This window comes from Klebsiella ornithinolytica, from assembly GCF_030505655.1.
Lineage (GTDB): Bacteria > Pseudomonadota > Gammaproteobacteria > Enterobacterales > Enterobacteriaceae > Klebsiella > Klebsiella ornithinolytica.
The window spans coordinates 5,191,864-5,212,828 of sequence record NZ_CP130153.1 but is presented as its reverse complement, the minus strand read 5'-3'; the positions used below and the strand labels follow the sequence as shown (position 1 = coordinate 5,212,828).

The 20,965-nt window shown below is 55.3% G+C and carries 18 protein-coding genes; 13 read left to right on the top strand and 5 right to left on the bottom strand.

What is annotated here, in order from left to right; translation table 11 throughout:
• The first annotated feature begins 9 nt into the window (after positions 1-9).
• Positions 10-1,326 (top strand): MATE family efflux transporter DinF, encoded by a 1,317-nt coding sequence (gene dinF / locus Q1L34_RS24665; RefSeq protein WP_004856454.1) that lies wholly within the window; start codon positions 10-12, stop codon positions 1,324-1,326.
• A 126-nt stretch (positions 1,327-1,452) separates the two neighbouring features.
• Complete coding sequence (locus Q1L34_RS24660) at positions 1,453-1,662, top strand: CsbD family protein (protein ID WP_004856456.1); 210 nt, start codon at positions 1,453-1,455, stop codon at positions 1,660-1,662.
• A gap of 91 nt (positions 1,663-1,753) precedes the next feature.
• Here Q1L34_RS24660 and zur read toward each other — a convergent pair whose 3' ends face one another.
• Positions 1,754-2,269: a zinc uptake transcriptional repressor Zur gene (zur, locus tag Q1L34_RS24655; RefSeq protein WP_004856459.1), complete on the bottom strand. Its 516-nt coding sequence runs from the start codon at positions 2,267-2,269 to the stop codon at positions 1,754-1,756.
• A 114-nt stretch (positions 2,270-2,383) separates the two neighbouring features.
• Between zur and Q1L34_RS24650 the strand changes: the two genes are divergently transcribed.
• The 3 genes from Q1L34_RS24650 to pspG all read left to right on the top strand — a co-directional run bounded on the left by Q1L34_RS24650 (position 2,384) and on the right by pspG (position 4,356).
• Positions 2,384-2,872, top strand: coding sequence for a cupin domain-containing protein (locus tag Q1L34_RS24650; protein ID WP_004856461.1), 489 nt, complete (start codon positions 2,384-2,386; stop codon positions 2,870-2,872).
• Positions 2,873-2,974: 102 nt separating this feature from the next.
• On the top strand, positions 2,975-3,973 hold the full coding sequence (gene dusA / locus Q1L34_RS24645; protein WP_004856463.1) for a tRNA dihydrouridine(20/20a) synthase DusA: 999 nt from the start codon (positions 2,975-2,977) through the stop codon (positions 3,971-3,973).
• A 140-nt stretch (positions 3,974-4,113) separates the two neighbouring features.
• Positions 4,114-4,356, top strand: coding sequence for an envelope stress response protein PspG (gene pspG / locus Q1L34_RS24640; RefSeq protein WP_004856466.1), 243 nt, complete (start codon positions 4,114-4,116; stop codon positions 4,354-4,356).
• Positions 4,357-4,724: 368 nt separating this feature from the next.
• Here the strand turns inward: pspG and Q1L34_RS24635 are convergent, their stop codons facing one another.
• On the bottom strand, positions 4,725-5,708 hold the full coding sequence (locus Q1L34_RS24635; RefSeq protein WP_004856468.1) for a quinone oxidoreductase: 984 nt from the start codon (positions 5,706-5,708) through the stop codon (positions 4,725-4,727).
• An 88-nt stretch (positions 5,709-5,796) separates the two neighbouring features.
• Here Q1L34_RS24635 and dnaB point away from each other — a divergent pair, with 88 nt between their 5' ends.
• The 6 genes from dnaB to Q1L34_RS24605 all read left to right on the top strand — a co-directional run bounded on the left by dnaB (position 5,797) and on the right by Q1L34_RS24605 (position 11,847).
• Entirely contained in the window at positions 5,797-7,212 is a 1,416-nt protein-coding gene (gene dnaB / locus Q1L34_RS24630) for a replicative DNA helicase (protein ID WP_004856470.1), read from the top strand.
• Between the two features lie 201 nt (positions 7,213-7,413).
• Positions 7,414-8,493, top strand: a complete 1,080-nt coding sequence (alr, locus tag Q1L34_RS24625; protein ID WP_004856473.1) for an alanine racemase — start codon at positions 7,414-7,416, stop codon at positions 8,491-8,493.
• A 242-nt stretch (positions 8,494-8,735) separates the two neighbouring features.
• Positions 8,736-9,929, top strand: a complete 1,194-nt coding sequence (gene tyrB / locus Q1L34_RS24620) for an aromatic amino acid transaminase (protein ID WP_065905666.1) — start codon at positions 8,736-8,738, stop codon at positions 9,927-9,929.
• A gap of 282 nt (positions 9,930-10,211) precedes the next feature.
• Positions 10,212-10,925, top strand: coding sequence for an acid phosphatase AphA (gene aphA, locus Q1L34_RS24615; protein ID WP_004856476.1), 714 nt, complete (start codon positions 10,212-10,214; stop codon positions 10,923-10,925).
• Positions 10,926-11,070: 145 nt separating this feature from the next.
• Positions 11,071-11,487 (top strand): secondary thiamine-phosphate synthase enzyme YjbQ, encoded by a 417-nt coding sequence (locus tag Q1L34_RS24610; RefSeq protein WP_004856477.1) that lies wholly within the window; start codon positions 11,071-11,073, stop codon positions 11,485-11,487.
• A 3-nt stretch (positions 11,488-11,490) separates the two neighbouring features.
• A complete protein-coding gene (locus tag Q1L34_RS24605) occupies positions 11,491-11,847 on the top strand; it encodes an MmcQ/YjbR family DNA-binding protein (protein ID WP_004856479.1) in 357 nt (118 codons plus the stop codon).
• Here the strand turns inward: Q1L34_RS24605 and uvrA are convergent, their stop codons facing one another.
• On the bottom strand, positions 11,848-14,673 hold the full coding sequence (gene uvrA / locus Q1L34_RS24600) for an excinuclease ABC subunit UvrA (protein ID WP_004856481.1): 2,826 nt from the start codon (positions 14,671-14,673) through the stop codon (positions 11,848-11,850). It abuts the gene before it with no gap.
• A gap of 246 nt (positions 14,674-14,919) precedes the next feature.
• Between uvrA and ssb1 the strand changes: the two genes are divergently transcribed.
• Positions 14,920-15,447 carry a single-stranded DNA-binding protein SSB1 gene (ssb1, locus tag Q1L34_RS24595; RefSeq protein WP_004856483.1) on the top strand — a complete coding sequence of 176 codons (528 nt, stop codon included), beginning with the start codon at positions 14,920-14,922 and terminating at the stop codon, positions 15,445-15,447.
• Positions 15,448-15,544: 97 nt separating this feature from the next.
• Here ssb1 and Q1L34_RS24590 read toward each other — a convergent pair whose 3' ends face one another.
• Positions 15,545-17,095, bottom strand: a complete 1,551-nt coding sequence (locus tag Q1L34_RS24590) for an MltF family protein (protein WP_015585363.1) — start codon at positions 17,093-17,095, stop codon at positions 15,545-15,547.
• A gap of 676 nt (positions 17,096-17,771) precedes the next feature.
• Between Q1L34_RS24590 and Q1L34_RS24585 the strand changes: the two genes are divergently transcribed.
• Positions 17,772-20,033 carry a TonB-dependent siderophore receptor gene (locus tag Q1L34_RS24585; RefSeq protein WP_015585362.1) on the top strand — a complete coding sequence of 754 codons (2,262 nt, stop codon included), beginning with the start codon at positions 17,772-17,774 and terminating at the stop codon, positions 20,031-20,033.
• A 65-nt stretch (positions 20,034-20,098) separates the two neighbouring features.
• Here the strand turns inward: Q1L34_RS24585 and Q1L34_RS24580 are convergent, their stop codons facing one another.
• On the bottom strand, positions 20,099-20,452 hold the full coding sequence (locus tag Q1L34_RS24580) for a helix-turn-helix transcriptional regulator (RefSeq protein WP_004856490.1): 354 nt from the start codon (positions 20,450-20,452) through the stop codon (positions 20,099-20,101).
• Between the last annotated feature and the right edge of the window lie 513 nt (positions 20,453-20,965).

The following is a 20,965-nucleotide window of genomic DNA, read 5'->3' as shown; positions in this document are numbered from 1 at the left end:
CTCTTTCTCATGTTCTTTAACGCCGCTGATAAGGCCCTGTGGCGCCTGGCGCTACCCATGATTTTCTCCAATATCACCGTTCCGCTGCTGGGACTGGTGGATACCGCCGTGATTGGCCATCTCGACAGCCCGGTTTACCTCGGCGGTGTCGCGGTCGGCGCGACGGCCACCAGTTTTCTCTTCATGCTGCTGCTTTTCCTGCGGATGAGCACCACCGGACTGACGGCGCAGGCCTTTGGCGCCAAAGATCCTCTCCGCCTGGCGCGGGCACTGGTGCAGCCGCTGGGGCTGGCAACAGGCGCCGGCCTGCTGATTGTGATTTTCCGAACCCCGCTTATCGATCTGGCGTTGCATATTGTTGGCGGCAATGACGCGGTGCTGGAGCAGGCGCGGCGCTTTCTCGACATCCGCTGGCTGAGTGCGCCGGCATCGCTGGCAAACCTGGTGCTGCTCGGTTGGCTGTTGGGCGTACAGTACGCCCGGGCGCCGGTGATTTTGCTGATCGTTGGCAACCTGCTGAATATTGTGCTCGATCTGTGGCTGGTGATGGGCCTGCACCTGAACGTGCAGGGGGCCGCGCTGGCGACGGTCACCGCCGAATATGTCACCTTTATCATCGGGCTGCTGATGGCAAGGCGCGTGCTGGCGCTACGCGGCGTGTCATTTGCCCTGCTCAAGCGCGCGTGGCGCGGAGATGTGCGCCGCTTGCTGGCGCTCAATCGCGATATCATGCTGCGCTCTCTGCTGCTTCAGTTGTGCTTTGGTGCGGTGACCGTTTTCGGCGCTCGTCTTGGCGGTGAGATCGTTGCCGTCAACGCGCTCCTGATGACCATGTTGACCTTCACCGCCTATGCCCTGGATGGTTTTGCTTATGCCGTGGAAGCGCACTCCGGACAGGCGTACGGCGCGCGTGACGGTAGCCAGTTGCTTGATGTCTGGCGGGCGGCCTGCCGCCAGTCGGGAATGGTGGCGCTGGCCTTTGCGGCAACCTATGCCGTAGCCGGGCAGCAGATTATCGCCCTGTTGACTTCGCTACCCTCGCTTCAGCTGCTTGCCGATCGCTATCTGATCTGGCAGATCGTTTTGCCGGTGATTGGCGTGTGGTGTTATTTGCTGGATGGCATGTTCATCGGCGCGACGCGCGGGGCTGAGATGCGCAACAGCATGGCGGTGGCGGCGGCGGGGTTTGCCCTGACGCTGCTGACGCTGCCGGTCCTTGGCAACCACGCGCTATGGCTGGCGCTGGCGGTCTTCCTCGCGCTGCGCGGTCTGTCGCTGGCGGTCATCTGGCGGCGACACTGGCGGCGTGGCACCTGGTTTTCGTAGCGATTTTTGATATGTAATTGGTTAAAGATTCCGAATAATAAATTCAACTCAGAATTCTTATCTATAGTTAATACTATGTCCGGCACACAGCGGGCTGTTAACTCACCGAACGATGAGGATTGAATTATGAACAAAGACGAAATCGGCGGTAACTGGAAACAGTTGAAAGGTAAAGCGAAAGAAAAATGGGGCAAGCTGACCGATGACGATATGACCGTCATTGAAGGTAAGCGTGACCAGCTGGTCGGGAAAATCCAGGAGCGTTATGGATACGCTAAAGATCAGGCGGAGAAAGAAGTGTCTGACTGGGAACGAAAAAACGATCACCGCTGGTAGCGGTGAGTGTTAACGAATTAACCCTTTGTTATTGCCTGCCCGATGGTACATGGAGGTACCGGCAACCTGGATTCCCGCTGCGGCGATAGCCTCAGCGGGCTTTCTTTTTAATCTGAATGGTATGGTCGTGATGGCAGTGTCCCGGGGTGCTACAGGCTTCGACCTCGACACAACCCGCGCACAGGCCGTGTGCTTCAATCACATTGTGGCGTAGCGCAAAACCCATTCTGGCCGCCAGCGTATGCATAATGTCTTCAACGCCTTCGGCACACTCTTCTTTGACCACGCCGCAGCGGTCGCAGATAAACATGGCTGAGCTATGGGTCGGCTGATCGAAAAGATGGCACAGCACGTAGCTGTTGGTCGATTCCACCTTGTGCACGAATCCCTGTTCCAGCAGAAACTCCAGCGCCCGGTAGACCGTCGGCGGTTTCGCCTGCGGCTCTTTCTCGCGCAGCAGGTCGAGCAGGTCATACGCGCTAATCGCCCCTTGCTGGAGGCTCATCAAACGCAACACTTCCAGGCGCTGCGGAGTCAGGCGCACGCCGCGCTGTGCGCAGAGCTTTTCAGCATGCGCTAACATTTCTTGCGAAGTGGTCTTATTCATGAGCATCCTCTGGTTGCGTGAGTCTGAAGTTGTTACTTTATCACGATCCAGGCAAAACGCCGAGAACCGGCGGCTTGTGCTATACCTGATGCATCTCATTTTCGGGAGAAAACGATGAAAAGACCTGATTGCATTCGACATTGGCGCGAACTGGAAGGCCCAGATGATGCCACTTATCCCAATAACCCGGAGCGTTTTTCCATCGGCGCGCCGCTGGCGCGAGGATTAAGGCTCAACCGGCTGGGTATTCATCATGAACGTTTGCCTCCGGGCCGTCGAACCTCTTATCCCCATGCTGAAAGTGATGAGGAGGAGTTTATCTATGTGCTGGATGGCTACCCCGAAGTCTGGATTAACGGCTATCTGTGGAAGCTTGAGCCGGGCGACAGCGTCGGTTTTCCGGCCGGAACCGGAGTGTGTCACACCTTTTTGAATAATACCGACCAGGAAGTTCGCTTGTTAGTGGTGGGGGAGTCGAACAAGAAATTTAACCGCATCTACTATCCGCTGAACCCGGAATATGCCGCTACGCGTCAGGATCGCTGGGTCGATCATCCGCCGCAATTTTTCGGCCCGCACGATGGTAAACCGCGCAGGCGCTAGCCCGTCCAGCAGATGCACAGCACCCGTCGCGGTGCTATGCCTCTGTGATTTATCTTTGTGCTATAGTAGCGCCCCTTTTTACCCGGATGCCTGTTTATCGCCATGATGCCAGAATCAACATCTCACGCTTTTGCCGCCCATCGTTTTTCCATCGCGCCGATGCTCGACTGGACAGACAGGCACTGTCGCTATTTCCTGCGCCTGCTGTCGCGCCATACGCTGCTGTATACCGAAATGGTGACGACCGGGGCGATTATTCATGGCAAAGGCGACTATCTGGCCTATAGCGAAGAAGAGCATCCGCTGGCCCTGCAGCTGGGCGGCAGCGATCCTGCTGCACTCGCGCAGTGTGCGAAACTGGCGGAAGCGCGCGGCTACGATGAGATCAACCTCAACGTCGGCTGTCCGTCCGACCGCGTGCAAAACGGGATGTTCGGCGCCTGCCTGATGGGCAATGCGCAGCTGGTAGCGGACTGTATCAAAGCGATGCGCGACGTGGTGTCCATCCCGGTCACGGTAAAAACCCGTATCGGCATCGATGACCAGGATAGCTATGAATTCCTGTGTGATTTCATCAATACCGTCTCCGGAAACGGTGAGTGCGAGATGTTTATCATCCACGCCCGCAAAGCCTGGCTCTCCGGCCTGAGTCCAAAAGAGAATCGTGAAATTCCACCGCTGGATTATCCGCGCGTTTATCAGCTGAAACGCGACTTCCCGCACCTGACGATGGCGATCAACGGCGGGATTAAGTCGCTGGAAGAGGCGAAATTGCATCTGCAGCATATGGACGGCGTGATGGTGGGGCGCGAGGCCTATCAGAATCCGGGGATCCTGACCGCGGTCGACCGGGAGATCTTTGCGGTGGATGGTGCCGACAGCGACCCGGTCGCCGTGGTGCGCGCGATGTACCCGTATATCGAGCGTGAGCTGTCCAACGGCACCTATCTGGGCCATATCACGCGTCATATGCTGGGCCTGTTCCAGGGTATCCCAGGCGCACGGCAGTGGCGTCGCTACCTGAGTGAAAATGCGCACAAGGCGGGGGCGGATATTAACGTGCTGGAACATGCGCTGAAGCTGGTTGCCGATAAGCGTTAATCTTGCGCTAAAATTTAGTCAAATACGCCACGCCCTGATTTAATCGTCAGGGCGTTTTCCTTTAAATTCAATACGTTAATTTTGGCACGTTTCTTGTAATACCCGGAGAGTCATTCGGTTATTTCTTTGGGGAGAAGACGATGCTGGAACTCTTATTTGTCATTGGATTTTTTGTCATGTTGCTGGTCACCGGCGTGTCGATTCTGGGGATTCTTGCCGCGATTGTCGTTGCGACGGTGCTGATGTTTGTCGGCGGGCTGTTTGCGATGATGATTAAGCTGCTGCCGTGGCTGCTGTTAGCCATTGCGGTCGTGTGGGTGATTCGGTCGATAAATACGCCAAAAACGACAGGCTACCGTAGTAACAACCGCTGGCGTTATTAAGGGAGTGAGCGGTCTGTCACAACCTGAAGAATTTTGCATAGAACAGCGTAGGTTTTGCTTATTAAATCTGTCACTATTAGCGCGTTAACGAATTCATCGCGCTGTACCCTACATACAGCCGAACTAAAAAAAGTCAGGGCTTCCTTATGGAAGCCCTAAACTTTTCTGCTCTCCCGTCCCTCCCGTCATACTTCAGACTACAGGGGCGTTGGCTACGTTAGCTCACCCCGGTCACTTACTGGAGTAAGCTCCCGAGGATTCGCTCTCTTGCCGCCTTCCTGTCGCCCGAATTATTTAGGCAGAGCCTCCATAAATACGCGATTAAGAGACCGAAACGTTGGCAGCGTTAACCTTGCTCGATTTACTCGTTACGGCAGCAGCAGGCTTGAGCCTTCGGTGGCGCGGCTCTCCAGCACTTCATGCGCGCGCCGGGCATCGGTCAGGGCATATTTCTGGCTGTCCGCCACGTCAACGTTAATCGCGCCGCTGGCAATCAACGAAAACAGTTCGCTGCTGGCTTCCGCCAGCTCTTGACGGTTGGTGATATAGCCCTGCAGTGAAGGGCGGGTGACGTACAGCGATCCTTTCTGGTTGAGGATCCCCAGGTTGACGCCGGTTACCGGGCCGGAAGAGTTCCCGAAGCTGACCATCAGCCCCCGGCGCTGCAGGCAATCCAGCGATGCTTCCCAGGTATCTTTGCCCACGGAATCATAGACCACATGGACTTTTTTCCCTTCGGTTATCTCTTTCAGGCGTTCAACGATATTCTCTTCGCGATAGTTGATGACCTGCCAGGCGCCGGCCTGTTTTGCCCGCTGCGCTTTTTGCGCGCTGCCGACGGTACCGATCAGTTTAGCGCCCAGCGCCTTCGCCCACTGGCAGGCAATCAGCCCGACGCCACCGGCCGCCGCATGAAACAGGAACGGTTCACCGGGCTTGATTTCGTAGGTTTTCCGCAGCAGGTAATAGACCGTCAGCCCTTTCAGGAACGATGCGGCAGCCTGTTCAAAGGAGATACCGTCCGGCAAAAGAGCGGCCTTATCGGCAATCACGTTATGGACTGAGCTGTAGGCGCCCAGCGCTGACTGAGCGTAGACGACGCGGTCGCCAGCTTTAATGTGCTGCACGCTGCGTCCGACTTTCGTCACCACGCCCGCGGCTTCGGTACCCAGGCCGCTTGGCAGAGAGGGCGGCGGGTAGAGGCCGCTGCGGATGTAGGTGTCGATATAGTTAATGCCGATGGCCTTGTTCTCTACCTGGATCTCGTTTTCTTGCGGTTCCGCAGGGGTAAATTCTACGGCCTTGAGTACATCCGGCCCACCGTGTTGATGAAATTCTATTCGTGTTGCCATGATTATCTCCAGTTTCATTTGGGTGGGTCAAAACAGAGACCTGTGCTAATATTTCGACCCCATCTCTATCCCGGTATCTGTATTCAATATGGCAGGAAATAAACCCTTCAACAAACCGCAGACTGAACCCCGTGAGCGCGATCCGCAGGTCGCCGGGCTAAAAGTTCCTCCGCACTCGATTGAAGCGGAACAGTCGGTGTTGGGCGGTTTAATGCTGGACAACGAACGCTGGGACGACGTCGCCGAGCGCGTTGTGGCGGAAGATTTTTATACGCGTCCGCACCGCCATATCTTTGTGGAAATGGCGCGTCTGCAGGAGACGGGTAGCCCGATCGACCTGATTACGCTGGCGGAATCACTGGAGCGACAGGGGCAGCTGGACAGCGTTGGCGGATTCGCGTATCTGGCTGAGCTGTCAAAAAACACGCCAAGTGCGGCGAACATCAGCGCCTATGCGGACATCGTACGTGAACGCGCCGTTGTCCGTGAGATGATTTCGGTGGCGAATGAAATCGCCGAGGCGGGCTTCGACCCGCAGGGGCGTACCAGCGAAGACCTGCTCGACCTGGCCGAATCCCGGGTGTTCAAGATTGCGGAAAGCCGTGCCAACAAAGATGAAGGCCCGAAAAATATCGCCGACGTCCTCGATGCGACCGTTGCGCGTATCGAGCAGCTGTTCCAGCAGCCGCATGACGGCGTCACCGGGGTCAATACCGGCTATGACGATCTGAACAAAAAGACCGCCGGCCTGCAGCCGTCGGATCTGATTATTGTCGCCGCGCGTCCATCGATGGGTAAGACAACATTTGCGATGAACCTCGTCGAGAATGCGGCGATGTTGCAGGATAAGCCGGTACTTATCTTCAGCCTTGAGATGCCATCAGAACAGATTATGATGCGTTCCCTTGCATCGCTGTCACGGGTCGATCAGACCCGTATCCGTACCGGCCAGCTGGACGATGAAGACTGGGCGCGCATTTCCGGCACCATGGGTATCCTGCTGGAAAAACGCAATATCTACATCGATGACTCCTCCGGCCTGACGCCGACGGAAGTTCGTTCCCGCGCACGACGTATTGCCCGTGAACACGGCGGCATCGGTCTTATCATGATCGACTACCTGCAGCTGATGCGCGTACCGTCGCTCTCCGATAACCGTACGTTGGAAATTGCGGAAATTTCCCGTTCGTTAAAAGCGCTGGCGAAAGAGCTTCAGGTGCCGGTGGTTGCGCTGTCGCAGCTTAACCGCTCGCTGGAACAACGTGCCGATAAGCGCCCGGTGAACTCCGACTTGCGTGAATCAGGCTCCATTGAGCAGGACGCCGACTTAATCATGTTTATCTATCGTGACGAGGTCTATCACGAGAACAGTGATTTAAAAGGCATCGCGGAAATTATTATTGGTAAACAGCGTAACGGGCCCATCGGGACGGTACGTCTGACCTTTAACGGGCAGTGGTCGCGCTTTGATAATTATGCGGGACCACAGTACGACGACGAATAAATCGCCGTCATCCTTCGCGCCGCCGGTGCGTTGACAGCACCGGCTCGCTCCGGTCAGTTAGTGTACTAAGCTCCCGGAGACTCTCAGGTTTGTTGCGTGACCCGGACTGCGTCCTCGCCCCTTCGGGCCAGCGCAGGCGCTGTTCAGAAACGCCTGCGCGAACACGCATGATTTAGGCGATCTTTTTATCAAGGAATTTAAATGCAAGCGGCAACTGTTGTCATTAACCGCCGCGCTCTGCGACACAACCTGCAACGTCTGCGTGAACTGGCGCCTGCCAGTAAACTGGTTGCAGTGGTGAAAGCGAACGCTTACGGACACGGTCTTCTCGAGACCGCGCGAACGCTCCCTGATGCCGATGCCTTTGGCGTCGCCCGTCTCGAAGAAGCCCTGCGCCTGCGCGCTGGCGGTATCACGAAACCGGTCCTGCTGCTGGAAGGTTTCTTTGATGCGGCCGATCTGCCGGTTATTTCCGCGCAGCAACTGCATACGGCGGTACACAGCCCGGAGCAGCTGGAAGCGCTGGAGCAGGCTGAGCTGCCTGAGCCCGTCACCGTCTGGATGAAACTGGACACCGGGATGCATCGTCTGGGCGTCCTGCCGGAGCAGGCGGGTGCCTTCTGGCAGCGTTTAAGCCAGTGTAAAAACGTGCGCCAGCCGGTCAATATCGTCAGCCACTTCGCGCGGGCGGATGAGCCCGAATGCGGCGCCACCGAACGCCAGCTGGATATTTTCACCACCTTCAGTGAAGGCAAGCCTGGCCTGCGTTCCATCGCGGCATCGGGCGGAATTTTGCTGTGGCCGCAGTCGCATTTTGACTGGGTCCGCCCGGGCATCATCCTGTACGGCGTATCGCCGCTGGATAGCCCTTCCACCGGCGCAGATTTTGGTTGTCAGCCGGTGATGTCGCTGACGTCGAGCCTGATTGCCGTACGCGAACATAAAGCGGGTGAACCGGTAGGCTATGGCGGTACCTGGGTGAGCGAACGAGATACCCGGCTAGGCGTGGTGGCGATGGGCTACGGCGACGGCTACCCGCGCGCGGCGCCCACCGGTACACCGGTGCTGGTTAACGGCCGGGAAGTGCCGATTGTTGGTCGTGTGGCGATGGATATGATTTGCGTCGATCTTGGGCCTGAGGCGCAGGATAGGTCCGGCGACCCGGTGGTGCTCTGGGGGGAAGGCCTGCCCGTCGAGCGTATTGCCGCACTGACGAATGTGAGTGCTTACGAACTTATTACCCGCCTGACTTCCAGAGTCTCGATGAAGTACGTGGATTAAGCGTACGTCGGGTCGATACATCGCGGTTGTGACATCTCCGGCAGGGCTGCGCTGACCGGGGGTGTCGTCAGGAACCGACGCAGGCTTTACGCTGCGAGTCGGGAGATTCCCCTGAGGGCGAACGAGATGCGTGCGATCTTCGCCGACTTTCCGCCAACTATCCGCCAACATCCTCTCGATCTTCTTCTGCTTCCGGTTTATTGTGTTATGACCTGCCTCTCGTAAACCCGGAGAAACATCACGTGTTTCAAAAAGTTGACGCCTACGCTGGCGATCCCATTCTCTCCTTGATGGAGCGTTTCAAAGAAGATCCGCGTAGTGACAAAGTAAACCTTAGCATCGGCCTCTATTACAACGAAGACGGGATTATCCCGCAGCTACAGGCGGTTGCTGAAGCGGAAGCGCGTCTTAACGCTCAGCCGCACGGCGCCTCGTTGTATCTACCGATGGAAGGGCTGAACGCTTATCGCAACGCGATTGCCCCGCTGTTGTTCGGTGCAGAACACCCGGTGCTGGTGCAAAAGCGCGTCGCCTCTATTCAGACGCTGGGCGGTTCCGGCGCATTGAAAGTGGGTGCCGATTTTCTAAAACGCTACTTCCCGGGTTCTCGCGTTTGGGTCAGCGACCCGACCTGGGAGAACCATATCGCCATATTCGAAGGGGCTGGCTTCGAAGTAAGCACTTACCCTTGGTTTGATAACGAGACCAACGGCGTGCGTTTTGATGCGCTGCTGGCGAAACTGCAGACCCTGCCTGAGCGCGATATTGTGCTGCTACATCCGTGCTGCCATAACCCGACGGGCGCCGATCTGAATCATGCCCAGTGGGATCAAATCGCCGAGGTGCTGAAAGCGCGCAACCTGATTCCTTTCCTCGATATCGCCTATCAGGGCTTTGGGGCGGGAATGGATGATGATGCTTACGCGATTCGCGCGATCGCCCACGCCGGCATACCGATGCTGGTCAGCAACTCCTTCTCGAAAATTTTCTCGCTGTACGGTGAGCGCGTGGGCGGCCTGTCGATCGTTTGCGAAGACACAGAAACCGCAAACCGCGTGCTGGGGCAACTGAAGGCGACCGTCCGTCGCAATTACTCCAGCCCGCCGAACTTTGGCGCTCAGGTTGTCGCGACCGTATTGAATGATGCGGAGCTGAAAGCCTGCTGGCTGGCGGAAGTCGAAGAGATGCGTTCGCGTATTCTGGCGATGCGTCAGGAGCTGGTGAATGTCCTGAAAGAAGCGCTACCGGGCGTCAATTTTGACTACCTGCTCAAACAACGTGGGATGTTCAGCTACACCGGCCTGAGTGCGGCACAGGTTGATCGTCTGCGTGAAGAGTTTGGCGTGTATCTGATTTCCAGCGGCCGGATGTGCGTGGCGGGTCTCAATTCACGTAACGTCCAGCGCGTCGCGCAGGCATTTTCCGCCGTTATCTAATTTTCCGCGAATATCATGTCCTTTCCCGTCTGCGGGAAAGGACTACTCCCTTCCGAAGTGTGATCATTCTCTTTTTCTATGACATCTGAGCAGAAAATTCTTTTCATCGGCGAAGGCCGGGGTTAAGGTCAGGGTCCAGTAATAAGCAGCCACATTATTGAAAATTATAACGATTCGACGACTCATACGCACCGTCATCCGCGCTGTATCGCGACGGCTGCCTCAGGCGCCTTGCGGCCAGCAAAGCGGCAGTTGGCAGGGTGACGCTTAAAAGGGATAACTATGCGCAAGATAACTTTGGCCTTTAGCGCCTTCTGTTTACTTTTCACGTTAAATCACTCGGCAATCGCCCTGGAGTCTTCTCCGTCACAATTAAATCCAGGTACCAACGTCGCCAGACTGGCTGAGCAGGCGCCTGTTCACTGGGTTTCCGTCGCACAGATTGAAAACAGCCTGTTGGGTCGTCAGCCGTTTGCCGTGGGTTTTGATATCGATGACACCGTTCTGTTTTCCAGCCCAGGTTTCTGGCGCGGCCAAAAAACTTTCTCTCCCGGCAGCGATGCTTACCTGAAAAACCCGGAATTCTGGGAAAAAATGAATAACGGTTGGGACGAATTCAGCATGCCAAAAGAGGTGGCGCGCCATCTGATTGCGATGCATGTGAAGCGCGGCGATAGCATTTATTTCGTTACCGGGCGCAGTCAGACCAAAACTGAAACGGTCTCGAAAACGCTGCAGGATGATTTCCTGATACCGGCGGCAAACATGAACCCGGTTATTTTTGCCGGCGACAAGCCGGGGCAGAATACGAAAGTCCAATGGCTGAAAGAGAAGAATATTAAGGTCTTCTACGGGGATTCCGATAACGACATCTCTGCCGCGCGTGATGCCGGGGCTCGCGGCATTCGCGTACTGCGCGCGTCAAACTCGTCATATAAACCTCTGCCGATGGCCGGAGCGCAGGGTGAAGAAGTGATCGTCAATTCAGAATACTAATTTCACCTTCTGCGCAAATGTGTCAGAAGCGAAAGCGGCAGCCTCCGGGCTGCCGCTTTTTTGTACGAAAAAGCGCGTGGGGAGGTTTTACCTTTTCGCTTATTGCTGCACACTTAGAGAGATTCATTCGCAACAGGGGTCGTTTATGTGGCATCAACAAACTTTGACGTTAGGCGCAAAATCTCGCGGTTTTCATCTGGTAACTGACGAGATCCTCGGCCAGCTCCACGCGCTGTCGCGCGTCAAAGTCGGTATGTTGCATCTGCTGCTCCAGCACACTTCCGCTTCCCTGACGCTTAACGAAAACTGCGATCCGACCGTCCGCTACGACATGGAGCAGTATTTTCTCAACGCGGTGCCGGATAATGCGCCGTACGAACATGATTATGAAGGTCCTGATGATATGCCGTCGCATATCAAGTCGTCGATGCTTGGCGTCTCCCTGTTGCTGCCGGTGCAGGACGGGCGCGTCAGTCTCGGGACCTGGCAAGGGATCTGGTTAGGGGAACATCGTATTCACGGCGGTTCGCGGCATATCGTTGCGACGCTCACGGGGGAATAACAGATGACAATTTCGGAGTTATTGCTGTACTGCATGGCAAAACCGGGCGCAGAGCAAAGCGTGCACAGCGACTGGAAGGCCACGCAGATTAAAGTGTCGGACGTGCTCTTTGCATTAGTGAAAGAAGTGGAAGATAAGCGGCCAGCCGTGTCGCTGAAAGCCAGTCCGGAGCTTGCCGAACTGCTGCGGGAACAGCATGTGGATATCCGCCCCAGCAGACATCTGAATAAAGCCCACTGGAGTACGGTCTTTCTTGATGGGTCTTTGCCGGATTCGCAGATTTACTACCTGGTGGATGCCTCCTACCAGCAGGCGGTACGGCTGCTGTCGGAACCAACCCGACAGCAGCTTTCACGGTGATTAGCTCAGCAAGGGTTTGAGGAAGCGCGCGGTGTGCGAGGCTTCGCACTCTGCAACGGTCTCTGGCGTACCGGAGACGAGGATTTCACCGCCGCCGCTGCCGCCTTCCGGCCCAAGATCAACGATCCAGTCCGCCGTTTTGATGACATCCAGGTTGTGCTCAATGACCACGATGGTGTTGCCCTGATCGCGCAGCTGGTGCAGAACGTCCAGCAGCTGCTGGATATCGGCAAAGTGCAGCCCCGTCGTCGGCTCATCGAGAATATACAGCGTCTGGCCGGTACCGCGTTTTGACAGCTCGCGCGCCAGCTTCACGCGCTGGGCCTCGCCGCCGGACAGCGTCGTAGCGGACTGGCCGAGACGAATATAGGTCAGGCCGACGTCCATCAGCGTTTGCAGCTTACGCGCCAGCGCCGGAACGGCATCAAAGAACTCACGCGCTTCTTCAATGGTCATATCCAGCACTTCATGAATGGTCTTGCCTTTGTACTTAATCTCCAGCGTTTCGCGGTTATAGCGCTTGCCTTTGCACTGGTCACACGGCACATAAATATCCGGCAGGAAGTGCATTTCGACTTTAATCACGCCATCACCCTGGCAGGCTTCACAGCGCCCGCCGCGGACGTTAAAACTGAAGCGCCCAGGCGTATAGCCGCGTGAGCGCGATTCCGGCACGCCGGCAAACAGTTCACGTACCGGTGTGAAGACGCCGGTATAGGTTGCCGGGTTTGAGCGCGGCGTACGGCCGATCGGGCTCTGGTCGATATCGATGACCTTATCGAAGTGTTCCAGCCCCTGCACATCGCGATATGGCGCAGGTTCGACGATGGTGGCGCCGTTGAGCTGACGCTGGGCAATCGGGAACAGCGTATCGTTAATCAGCGTTGATTTACCTGAACCGGAGACCCCGGTGATACAGGTAAACAGGCCGACCGGCAGCGTCAGCGTCACATCCTTCAGGTTGTTACCGCGCGCACCGGTGAGCCTGAGCACTTTTTCCGCGTCGGCAGGCACGCGCTGCTTCGGTACTTCAATCTTGCGTTTGCCGCTCATGTACTGCCCGGTCAGGGATTCAGGCACCGCCATGATCGCGTCCAGCGTTCCTTCAGCCACGACCTGGCCGCCGTGTACCCCGGCCCCTGGGCCGATATCGATGACGTGGTCGGCGGCGCGGATGGCGTCTTCATCATGCTCGACGACAATCACCGTATTGCCCAGATTACGCAGATGAACCAGCGTGCCGAGCAGACGTTCGTTATCGCGCTGATGCAGGCCGATGGACGGCTCATCCAGCACATACATCACGCCGACCAGGCCGGCGCCAATCTGGCTTGCCAGGCGAATACGCTGGGCTTCACCGCCGGAGAGCGTTTCTGCCGAACGGGAGAGCGTCAGGTAGTTCAGGCCGACGTTGACGAGGAATTTCAGGCGATCGCCAATCTCTTTCAGCACTTTCTCCGCAATTTGCGCCCGCTGGCCGGACAGCTTCAGATTGGTGAAGAAATCCATCGCGTGGCCAATGCTCATGTCAGAGATGGTGGGCAGCGGCGTATTTTCGACAAAGACGTGGCGAGCTTCGCGGCGCAGACGGGTACCGTCACAGCTGGCGCACGGGCGATTGCTGATAAATTTCGCCAGCTCTTCGCGCACCGCGCTGGATTCCGTCTCTTTGTAGCGGCGTTCCATATTATGCAGCACGCCTTCGAACGGGTGACGGCGTACTGAAGTATCGCCACGGTCGTTCATGTATTTGAATTCAATATTCTCTTTGCCTGAACCGTACAAAATGACCTTCTGTACGTCGGCGTTCAGGGTGCCCCACGGCGCCTCGATATCGAACTGATAATGCTCTGCCAGCGACTTCAGCATCTGGAAGTAGTAGAAGTTACGGCGATCCCAGCCGCGAATGGCGCCGCCCGCCAGCGACAGCTCCGCATTCTGGATAACCCTGTCGGGATCGAAGTACTGCTGAACGCCCAGACCATCACAGGTCGGGCAGGCGCCTGCCGGGTTGTTGAACGAGAACAGACGAGGTTCCAGTTCACGCATGCTGTAGCCGCAAATCGGGCAGGCAAAATTGGCGGAGAACAGCAGCTCTTCCGCTTTTTCATCGTCCATATTGGCGACAACGGCGGTACCGCCGGAAAGATCCAGAGCGGTTTCAAAGGATTCGGCCAGACGCTGGGACAGATCGTCACGCACTTTGAAGCGATCGATCACCACCTCAATGGTGTGTTTCTTTTGCAGTTCCAGCTTCGGCGGATCGGAAAGATCGCAGACCTCGCCGTCGATCCTGGCGCGGATATAGCCCTGGCTGGCCAGGTTCTCCAGCGTTTTGGTGTGCTCGCCTTTACGTTCTTTAATGATTGGCGCCAGCAGCATCAGGCGCTGGCCTTCCGGTTGCGAGAGCACGTTGTCGACCATCTGGCTGACGGTCTGTGCGGCCAGAGGAACATCATGGTCCGGGCAGCGCGGCTCGCCGACGCGCGCGTACAGCAGGCGCAGATAGTCGTGAATTTCGGTAATGGTCCCCACCGTAGAGCGAGGGTTATGGGACGTTGATTTCTGTTCAATGGAAATCGCCGGCGACAGCCCTTCGATATGATCGACGTCCGGCTTCTCCATTAGCGACAGGAACTGGCGCGCATAGGCAGAGAGTGATTCAACGTAGCGACGTTGCCCTTCGGCATACAGTGTGTCGAAAGCCAATGAGGATTTGCCTGACCCTGACAGCCCGGTGACGACAATCAGTTTGTCGCGTGGGATGACGAGGTTGATGTTTTTGAGATTATGGGTGCGGGCGCCCCGAACTTCGATCTTATCCATTCACCTTTCCCGGTAGATACGCGGATTGCCTGGTTTGTTAGAAGGACAAACGGCAGAAACGGCTAATTATGACACAATTTAACCTGTTTGAATATACAGTATCGGAATGCATTTTCCTGCGGGGTGTGCAAAAATGTCTTACCGCGAGAGTTATCTGGAACATACTTCCCAGCTATCAACATAGCGCCTGGAAATGGTACACTCGCGCGTTTACACTATTAAGAAACGCATTCAGGAGACACAAACATGGCCAGCAGAGGCGTAAACAAGGTGATTCTCGTCGGTAATCTGGGCCAGGACCCGGAAGTACGCTACATGCCGAGTGGTGGCGCAGTTGCCAACATTACGCTGGCTACTTCCGAATCCTGGCGTGATAAAGCGACCGGTGAGATGAAAGAGCAGACTGAATGGCACCGCGTTGTGCTGTTCGGCAAACTGGCGGAAGTGGCCGGCGAGTATCTGCGTAAAGGTTCTCAGGTCTATATTGAAGGCCAGCTGCGTACCCGTAAATGGACTGACCAATCTGGTCAGGAAAAATACACCACCGAGATCGTGGTTAACGTTGGCGGCACGATGCAAATGCTCGGCGGTCGTCAGCAGGGCGCAGGCGCTCCGGCAGGCGGCGGTCAGCAGCAGGGCGGTTGGGGTCAGCCTCAGCAGCCGCAGGGCGGCAACCAGTTTAGCGGCGGCGCACAGTCTCGTCCGCAGCAGCAGGCACCGGCAGCACCTTCTAACGAACCCCCGATGGATTTCGATGACGATATCCCGTTCTAAGACCATCCTTAGACACTGCCGTTAAAGCATAAGAAAAAGCCCCGTTTTGGGGCTTTTTTATGTCTGCTCTCTCCGCGTATCCAGCGATGCGACCGCCTCACGGCGTGGCGGGAGCGCTCTGTTCCGCGGCGGGCGCTGCCGCGCCGCTGGAGTGGGCCGTGGCTTTTTGCTTCCGCGCCATCTCATCGACGATCAGCCGATAGGCAATGTAGTACTTATAGATATTGCTGACGTAAGTGACGGTCTCGGAACCGATCTTCTCCGCGGCCAGATATTCCACATTGCCAAACCAGATATCAGGGTTAAAACCGCGCTTGCTGGTTTCTGTCCGCAGGCGGGCGATACGGGCTGGCCCGGCGTTATAGGATGCGAATGAAAAGAGCGCTTTGTCGAGTCGGGTCATCGGCTCGTCGCCATAGTAATGGTCGATCATCCAGCGCATATATTTCACCCCGGCATGGATATTCGGATCCAGCTTGCTGATATCTCCGACCTTCAGCTCTTTGCCGGTCCGCGGCATCACCTGCATAACGCCGATGGCGCCCACGTGGCTACGAACCGACTGATTGAGACGCGATTCCTGATAACCCTGGGCCGCCATTAACAGCCAGTCAACGTCATATCGATCGCCGTATTTACGGAAGATATCCACCATCGCCAGAAATTTCTGCCGTTCCTTCTGCGCGGCGGCATTTTTGACATATTTCGCGTTCTTCAGATAGCGCAACAGGATGGTATTTCCCAGCTTGCTGCCCTGACCGTTAGCCTTCACAAAGTGGTTTAGCGAGGCGAGAAGCTGCGGGCTGTTTTTACGTACCGCCCAGCCGATGCTGGCATCTTTACGCAGGACAATGTCCTGATGCACCTCAATTTTGGGAAATACTTGTTTCCAGAACAGAGCCTTATGACGATCGACGACCGTCAACGGAATAAGGCCAGCGCTGAGCATTTCTATCAGGTCCTCATCTTCGAGCGATTCCGGAGCGGCTGCGATAATAACCGGCGGACGAGATTCTTTCGCAAAGTGGGCATTCAGGGCGACCAGGCTTTGGTAATAGCTTGATGACTGACGAACAAATACCTCTTTGCCAGAAAGTTGTTCCAGGTTGGCGACTTCCGGTGAACCTGGCCCGGAGAGCAGGAGCTCCTGAACATTGGAATAGAGCGGTATCGTGAAGTCAGCCTGCTGCTGCCGCTCCTCGGTAACCGTAAGATTTGCGGCGACGATATCTCCTTTGCCGGCAACGAGTGCGCTGAAAAGCTGGTCGCGGGCCACCGGGACGAAAATGATCCGTACCTTGAGATGGCGATGTTTGAGCTTTTTCTCCTTCATCAACTGTTGATTAAGGCTGCGTTCGTACTCAATAAAGATGTCATGCGTTGCCCCGCGCTGGGTGCCTTTGTCGATAAAGAAAAAGGTTTTGCTGTAAGTGGTTAACACTCTGATGACGCGTCTGTCGAGCATACCGGGGAGATCGCCTTGCCAGGGCTTCTGCATCTCTTGCGTATTGAGTTCCAGCGCCTCTCGTTTTTCCTGAGGCGGTGGTTTCTTTTCCCCAACTGCCGCATAAACAGAACCGGCAAACAGCAGGGCAATAAGGCAGGCAAAGCTGGCGATAGCGGGTCGTTGAAATGAGAGGATGTTCATGGAGAGAGGCTCCGCAGGTGCATCCCTTTATTTTAGTCAACTCTGGGGGGTTAGCCTGTTCGTTTTCCCGACCGCGCGGGGAGACATCGCCGGTTGTGTCAGAGGCGAGCGCGACTTTTGTGCTGCAAAAAGAGAGACTCTTTGCCTCGATTCTGGCAGGCATATTGCTGGGCGGGCTATGCTCTCTGTTGTGGGGTATTCATTTTATTTTTATAAAGGGATCAGCAGCCATAAATGATTATGGAGATAATATGATTGAATAATGTTTTTTTTATGTTGTTGTAAGTGTTGTTATTAATTATTTGAGTGTCTTGAGAATATTGTTTGTAATTTATCCTGTTGTTTTATTTGTTATATTTCAATCTGTTTCCGCTGTTTTACATTATCAACTTGATAATGAATCTCATTTCTAATAACGTGATAACGCACAATAATCATCTCTAAGGCTGATCGAAAGACGCTATCTAAGAATAGTGCAGGCGCGTATTTTTCATTTTTGACAGGGTGAGATTTTATATTTTGGCCACAGGCTAGTTATATCCCGTTCATTCTCCGGGAGGGCCTTGCTATGCCAAAACCAGGCATGAAGTTGTTCGCATGAAAATGATTGCCGCTGTTTATCTCAGGATGAAGGAGGCGCGCCCCGACAGCAAAAAAAGAAAACAGGGCATACTCCATGAAACGAAACTCACACTACTCGCTGGCCGTGCTAATTCATCTGGCTATCTGGGGCGCGGCGCTACCCGCGCAGGCCGCCGATAGCAGCATACCGGAAGAGGCAAAGGACGCCGACAGCGCTGCGGCCAAAAACGAAGAGACGATGGTCGTGACCGCTGCCAGACAGACCTTACAGGCGCCGGGCGTTTCAACGCTCACGGCTGACGAAATACGCAAACACCCGCCGGCACGCGATATCTCCGAACTGATTCGTACTCAGCCGGGGGTGAACCTCACCGGCAACTCGACCAGCGGCCAGCGCGGGAATAACCGGCAGATCGATATCCGCGGTATGGGACCAGAGAATACGCTGATCCTGATCGATGGTAAGCCGGTGACCAGTCGCAATTCGGTACGCTATGGCTGGCGCGGCGATCGCGATACGCGTGGCGACACCGGTTGGGTTCCCGCGGAGATGATCGACCACATTGATGTGATTCGCGGCCCTGCGGCGGCGCGCTATGGCAACGGTGCAATGGGTGGCGTCGTGAATATCATCACTAAGCCTGTGAATAACGAATGGCATGGCTCCTGGAATACCTACATGAATGCGCCTCAGCACCGAAAAGAGGGGGCGACGAAGCGGACGAACTTCAGCCTTGAGGGGCCGATGTCGGACAGCGTGAGTTTTAATTTATGGGGCAATCTGAGTAAAACCCAGGCTGATGCCCAGGATATTAACGCCGGCCACGAGGCGGAGCGGACCGGCAGCTATGCCGGATCTTATCCTGCCGGGCGTGAAGGGGTGGTGAACAAAGATATCCACGGTAAGCTGCGCTGGGAATTTGCCCCTATGCAGGCGCTGGAGTTTGAAACTGGCTATAGCCGCCAGGGCAACCTCTACGCGGGTGATACGCAGAATACCAATACCAGTACGCTAGTGAAAAGCATGTACGGTAAAGAGACCAACCGAATTTACCGTCAGACCTACGGCCTTACCTGGACCGGAGGCTGGGACAACGGCGTCACCAGCAACAGCTATGCGCAGTATGAACATACCCGTAACTCCCGTATGAATGAAGGTCTGGCGGGCGGGACCGAGGGCATCTTCTCCAGCAGCGAATTCTCGGATATCGATCTGGCGGACGTTCTGCTGCACAGCGAGGTCAATATTCCGTTTACCCTGGGCGTTGAGCAGAACCTGACGCTGGGCACCGAGTGGAATCAGCAGCGTATGAAAGATGGCGTGTCGACCACCCAGGCGCTCTCTTACGGCGCCATCGACGGTATTTCGACCTCCGGCCGCACTCCTTACAGCAGCGCCGAAATTTTCTCGCTGTTTACGGAAGATAATATCGCGCTAACCGAGAGTACGATGCTGACGCCGGCTCTGCGTTTTGACCATCACAGCCTCGTCGGTAATAACTGGAGCCCGTCGCTTAATCTGTCGCAGGGACTGAGCGACGACTGGACCCTGAAGCTCGGCATTGCCCGCGCCTATAAAGCGCCGAACCTCTATCAGCTTAACCCCAACTATATTCTCTATAGTAACGGCCAGGGGTGCTACGCCAGCAGTTCGGCTTGTTATCTGATGGGAAATAGCGATCTGAAGGCGGAAACCAGCGTTAACAAAGAGATTGGTCTGGAATACAAGCACGAAGGCTATCAGGCGGGGATAACCTGGTTCCGTAACGACTACCACAATAAAATTGAGTCCGGGTATTCAGCCGTCGGTACGGCGAGCAATGGAACAACGAATATTTATCAGTGGGAGAACGTACCCAAAGCGCTGGTGGAGGGGCTGGAAGGTTCGCTTAACCTGCCGGTGAGTGAAACGGTCAACTGGAGTAATAACCTGACCTGGATGTTGCAAAGTAAGAACAAGACGACCGGCGATCGCCTGTCGGTGATTCCGCAGTTTACCCTTAACTCTACGCTCGGCTGGCAGGTCCGCGACGATCTCTCGTTGCAAAGCACTTTTACCTGGTACGGGCGGCAGAAACCTAAGCGTTTCAATTACAAAGGTGAGGCGGTATCCGGTAGTGAGCTGAACGAAGTGAGTCCGTACAGCATCGTCGGGCTGAGCGCGACCTGGGATGTGAACAAAAATCTGAGCCTGACCAGCGGCGTGGATAACCTCTTTGATATACGCCACTATCGTGCCGGGAATGCACAAACGACCGGGAACGCGACCACCGGCGCCTATTTATACGGTGCCGGGGCGGAGACCTATAATGAGTCAGGGCGGACCTTCTATGTCAGTGTAAATACACATTTCTGATCCTGTTCTGCCTGGCCGGGAACATTGCGCTGTTCCCGGCCTTTTATTTTTATCGCCAGGAAACATTATCCAGATTGTTCATTGATGCGCTGGCGAAACTGCGTGGGAGTGACCGAATAATACCTCTTAAATGTCCGGTTAAATGCGCTGATGTCTTCATATCCGGCCATAATACAAATATCGACGATACGGAAAGCCGGCTGCACCTGTAATAAATCACGGCATAGCGACATGCGCTGTTGCCTGATATATTCCATCGGCGACATATTAAAATGATGGCGGAACAAACGAAAGAGGTGCCACTCGGAATACCCGGAAAACGCGCTGAGTGCATTGACCGTGAGTTTTTTCTCGAGGTTGTTTTTTATCCAGCGCACCAGTTCGTTGAGAACGGACTGCTGGATCTCATTTCTACGCATGATTCATGCTCATTCCAGGACCGGGCCCCTCCATCACGTGGCGGGAGGGCTGCAGGCGGCCAGGTAAATGCCTCACCCTCCATGGTAAGGCGCCACTACTTTACTTTTTTGATATAACGCTTGATGTGCTTTGATGTTCCCATAAGCCTCTCATACTCTATTCTGCTATTTTGAGGAAAATATGAAGAATGCATACAAATTGACACCCGCAACCCTTGCAGGTACTACGGAGCGTTACTGCATAATTTATTCAATATCTCTTCATTTTAAGTTCGGTATTTCAGGGTAAATTTCCGGTGTTCCTGGTTTATCCCAGAGAGCATCATTCCTGACAAGATCATTCCCCCTTTCACCCCATTAGAAAGGGGGCTTTTTGTTTTATACCTTACAGTCATTGTGCGCTCTCATTCGGTTATCAGATTGCTGCTCAGACTAATTTATTCGAACGAAGTTCCGTTAAGTTTTATTTTTTCTCCAGCCAATAACATCCATTTTTTCTCCATTGTTTCGCCA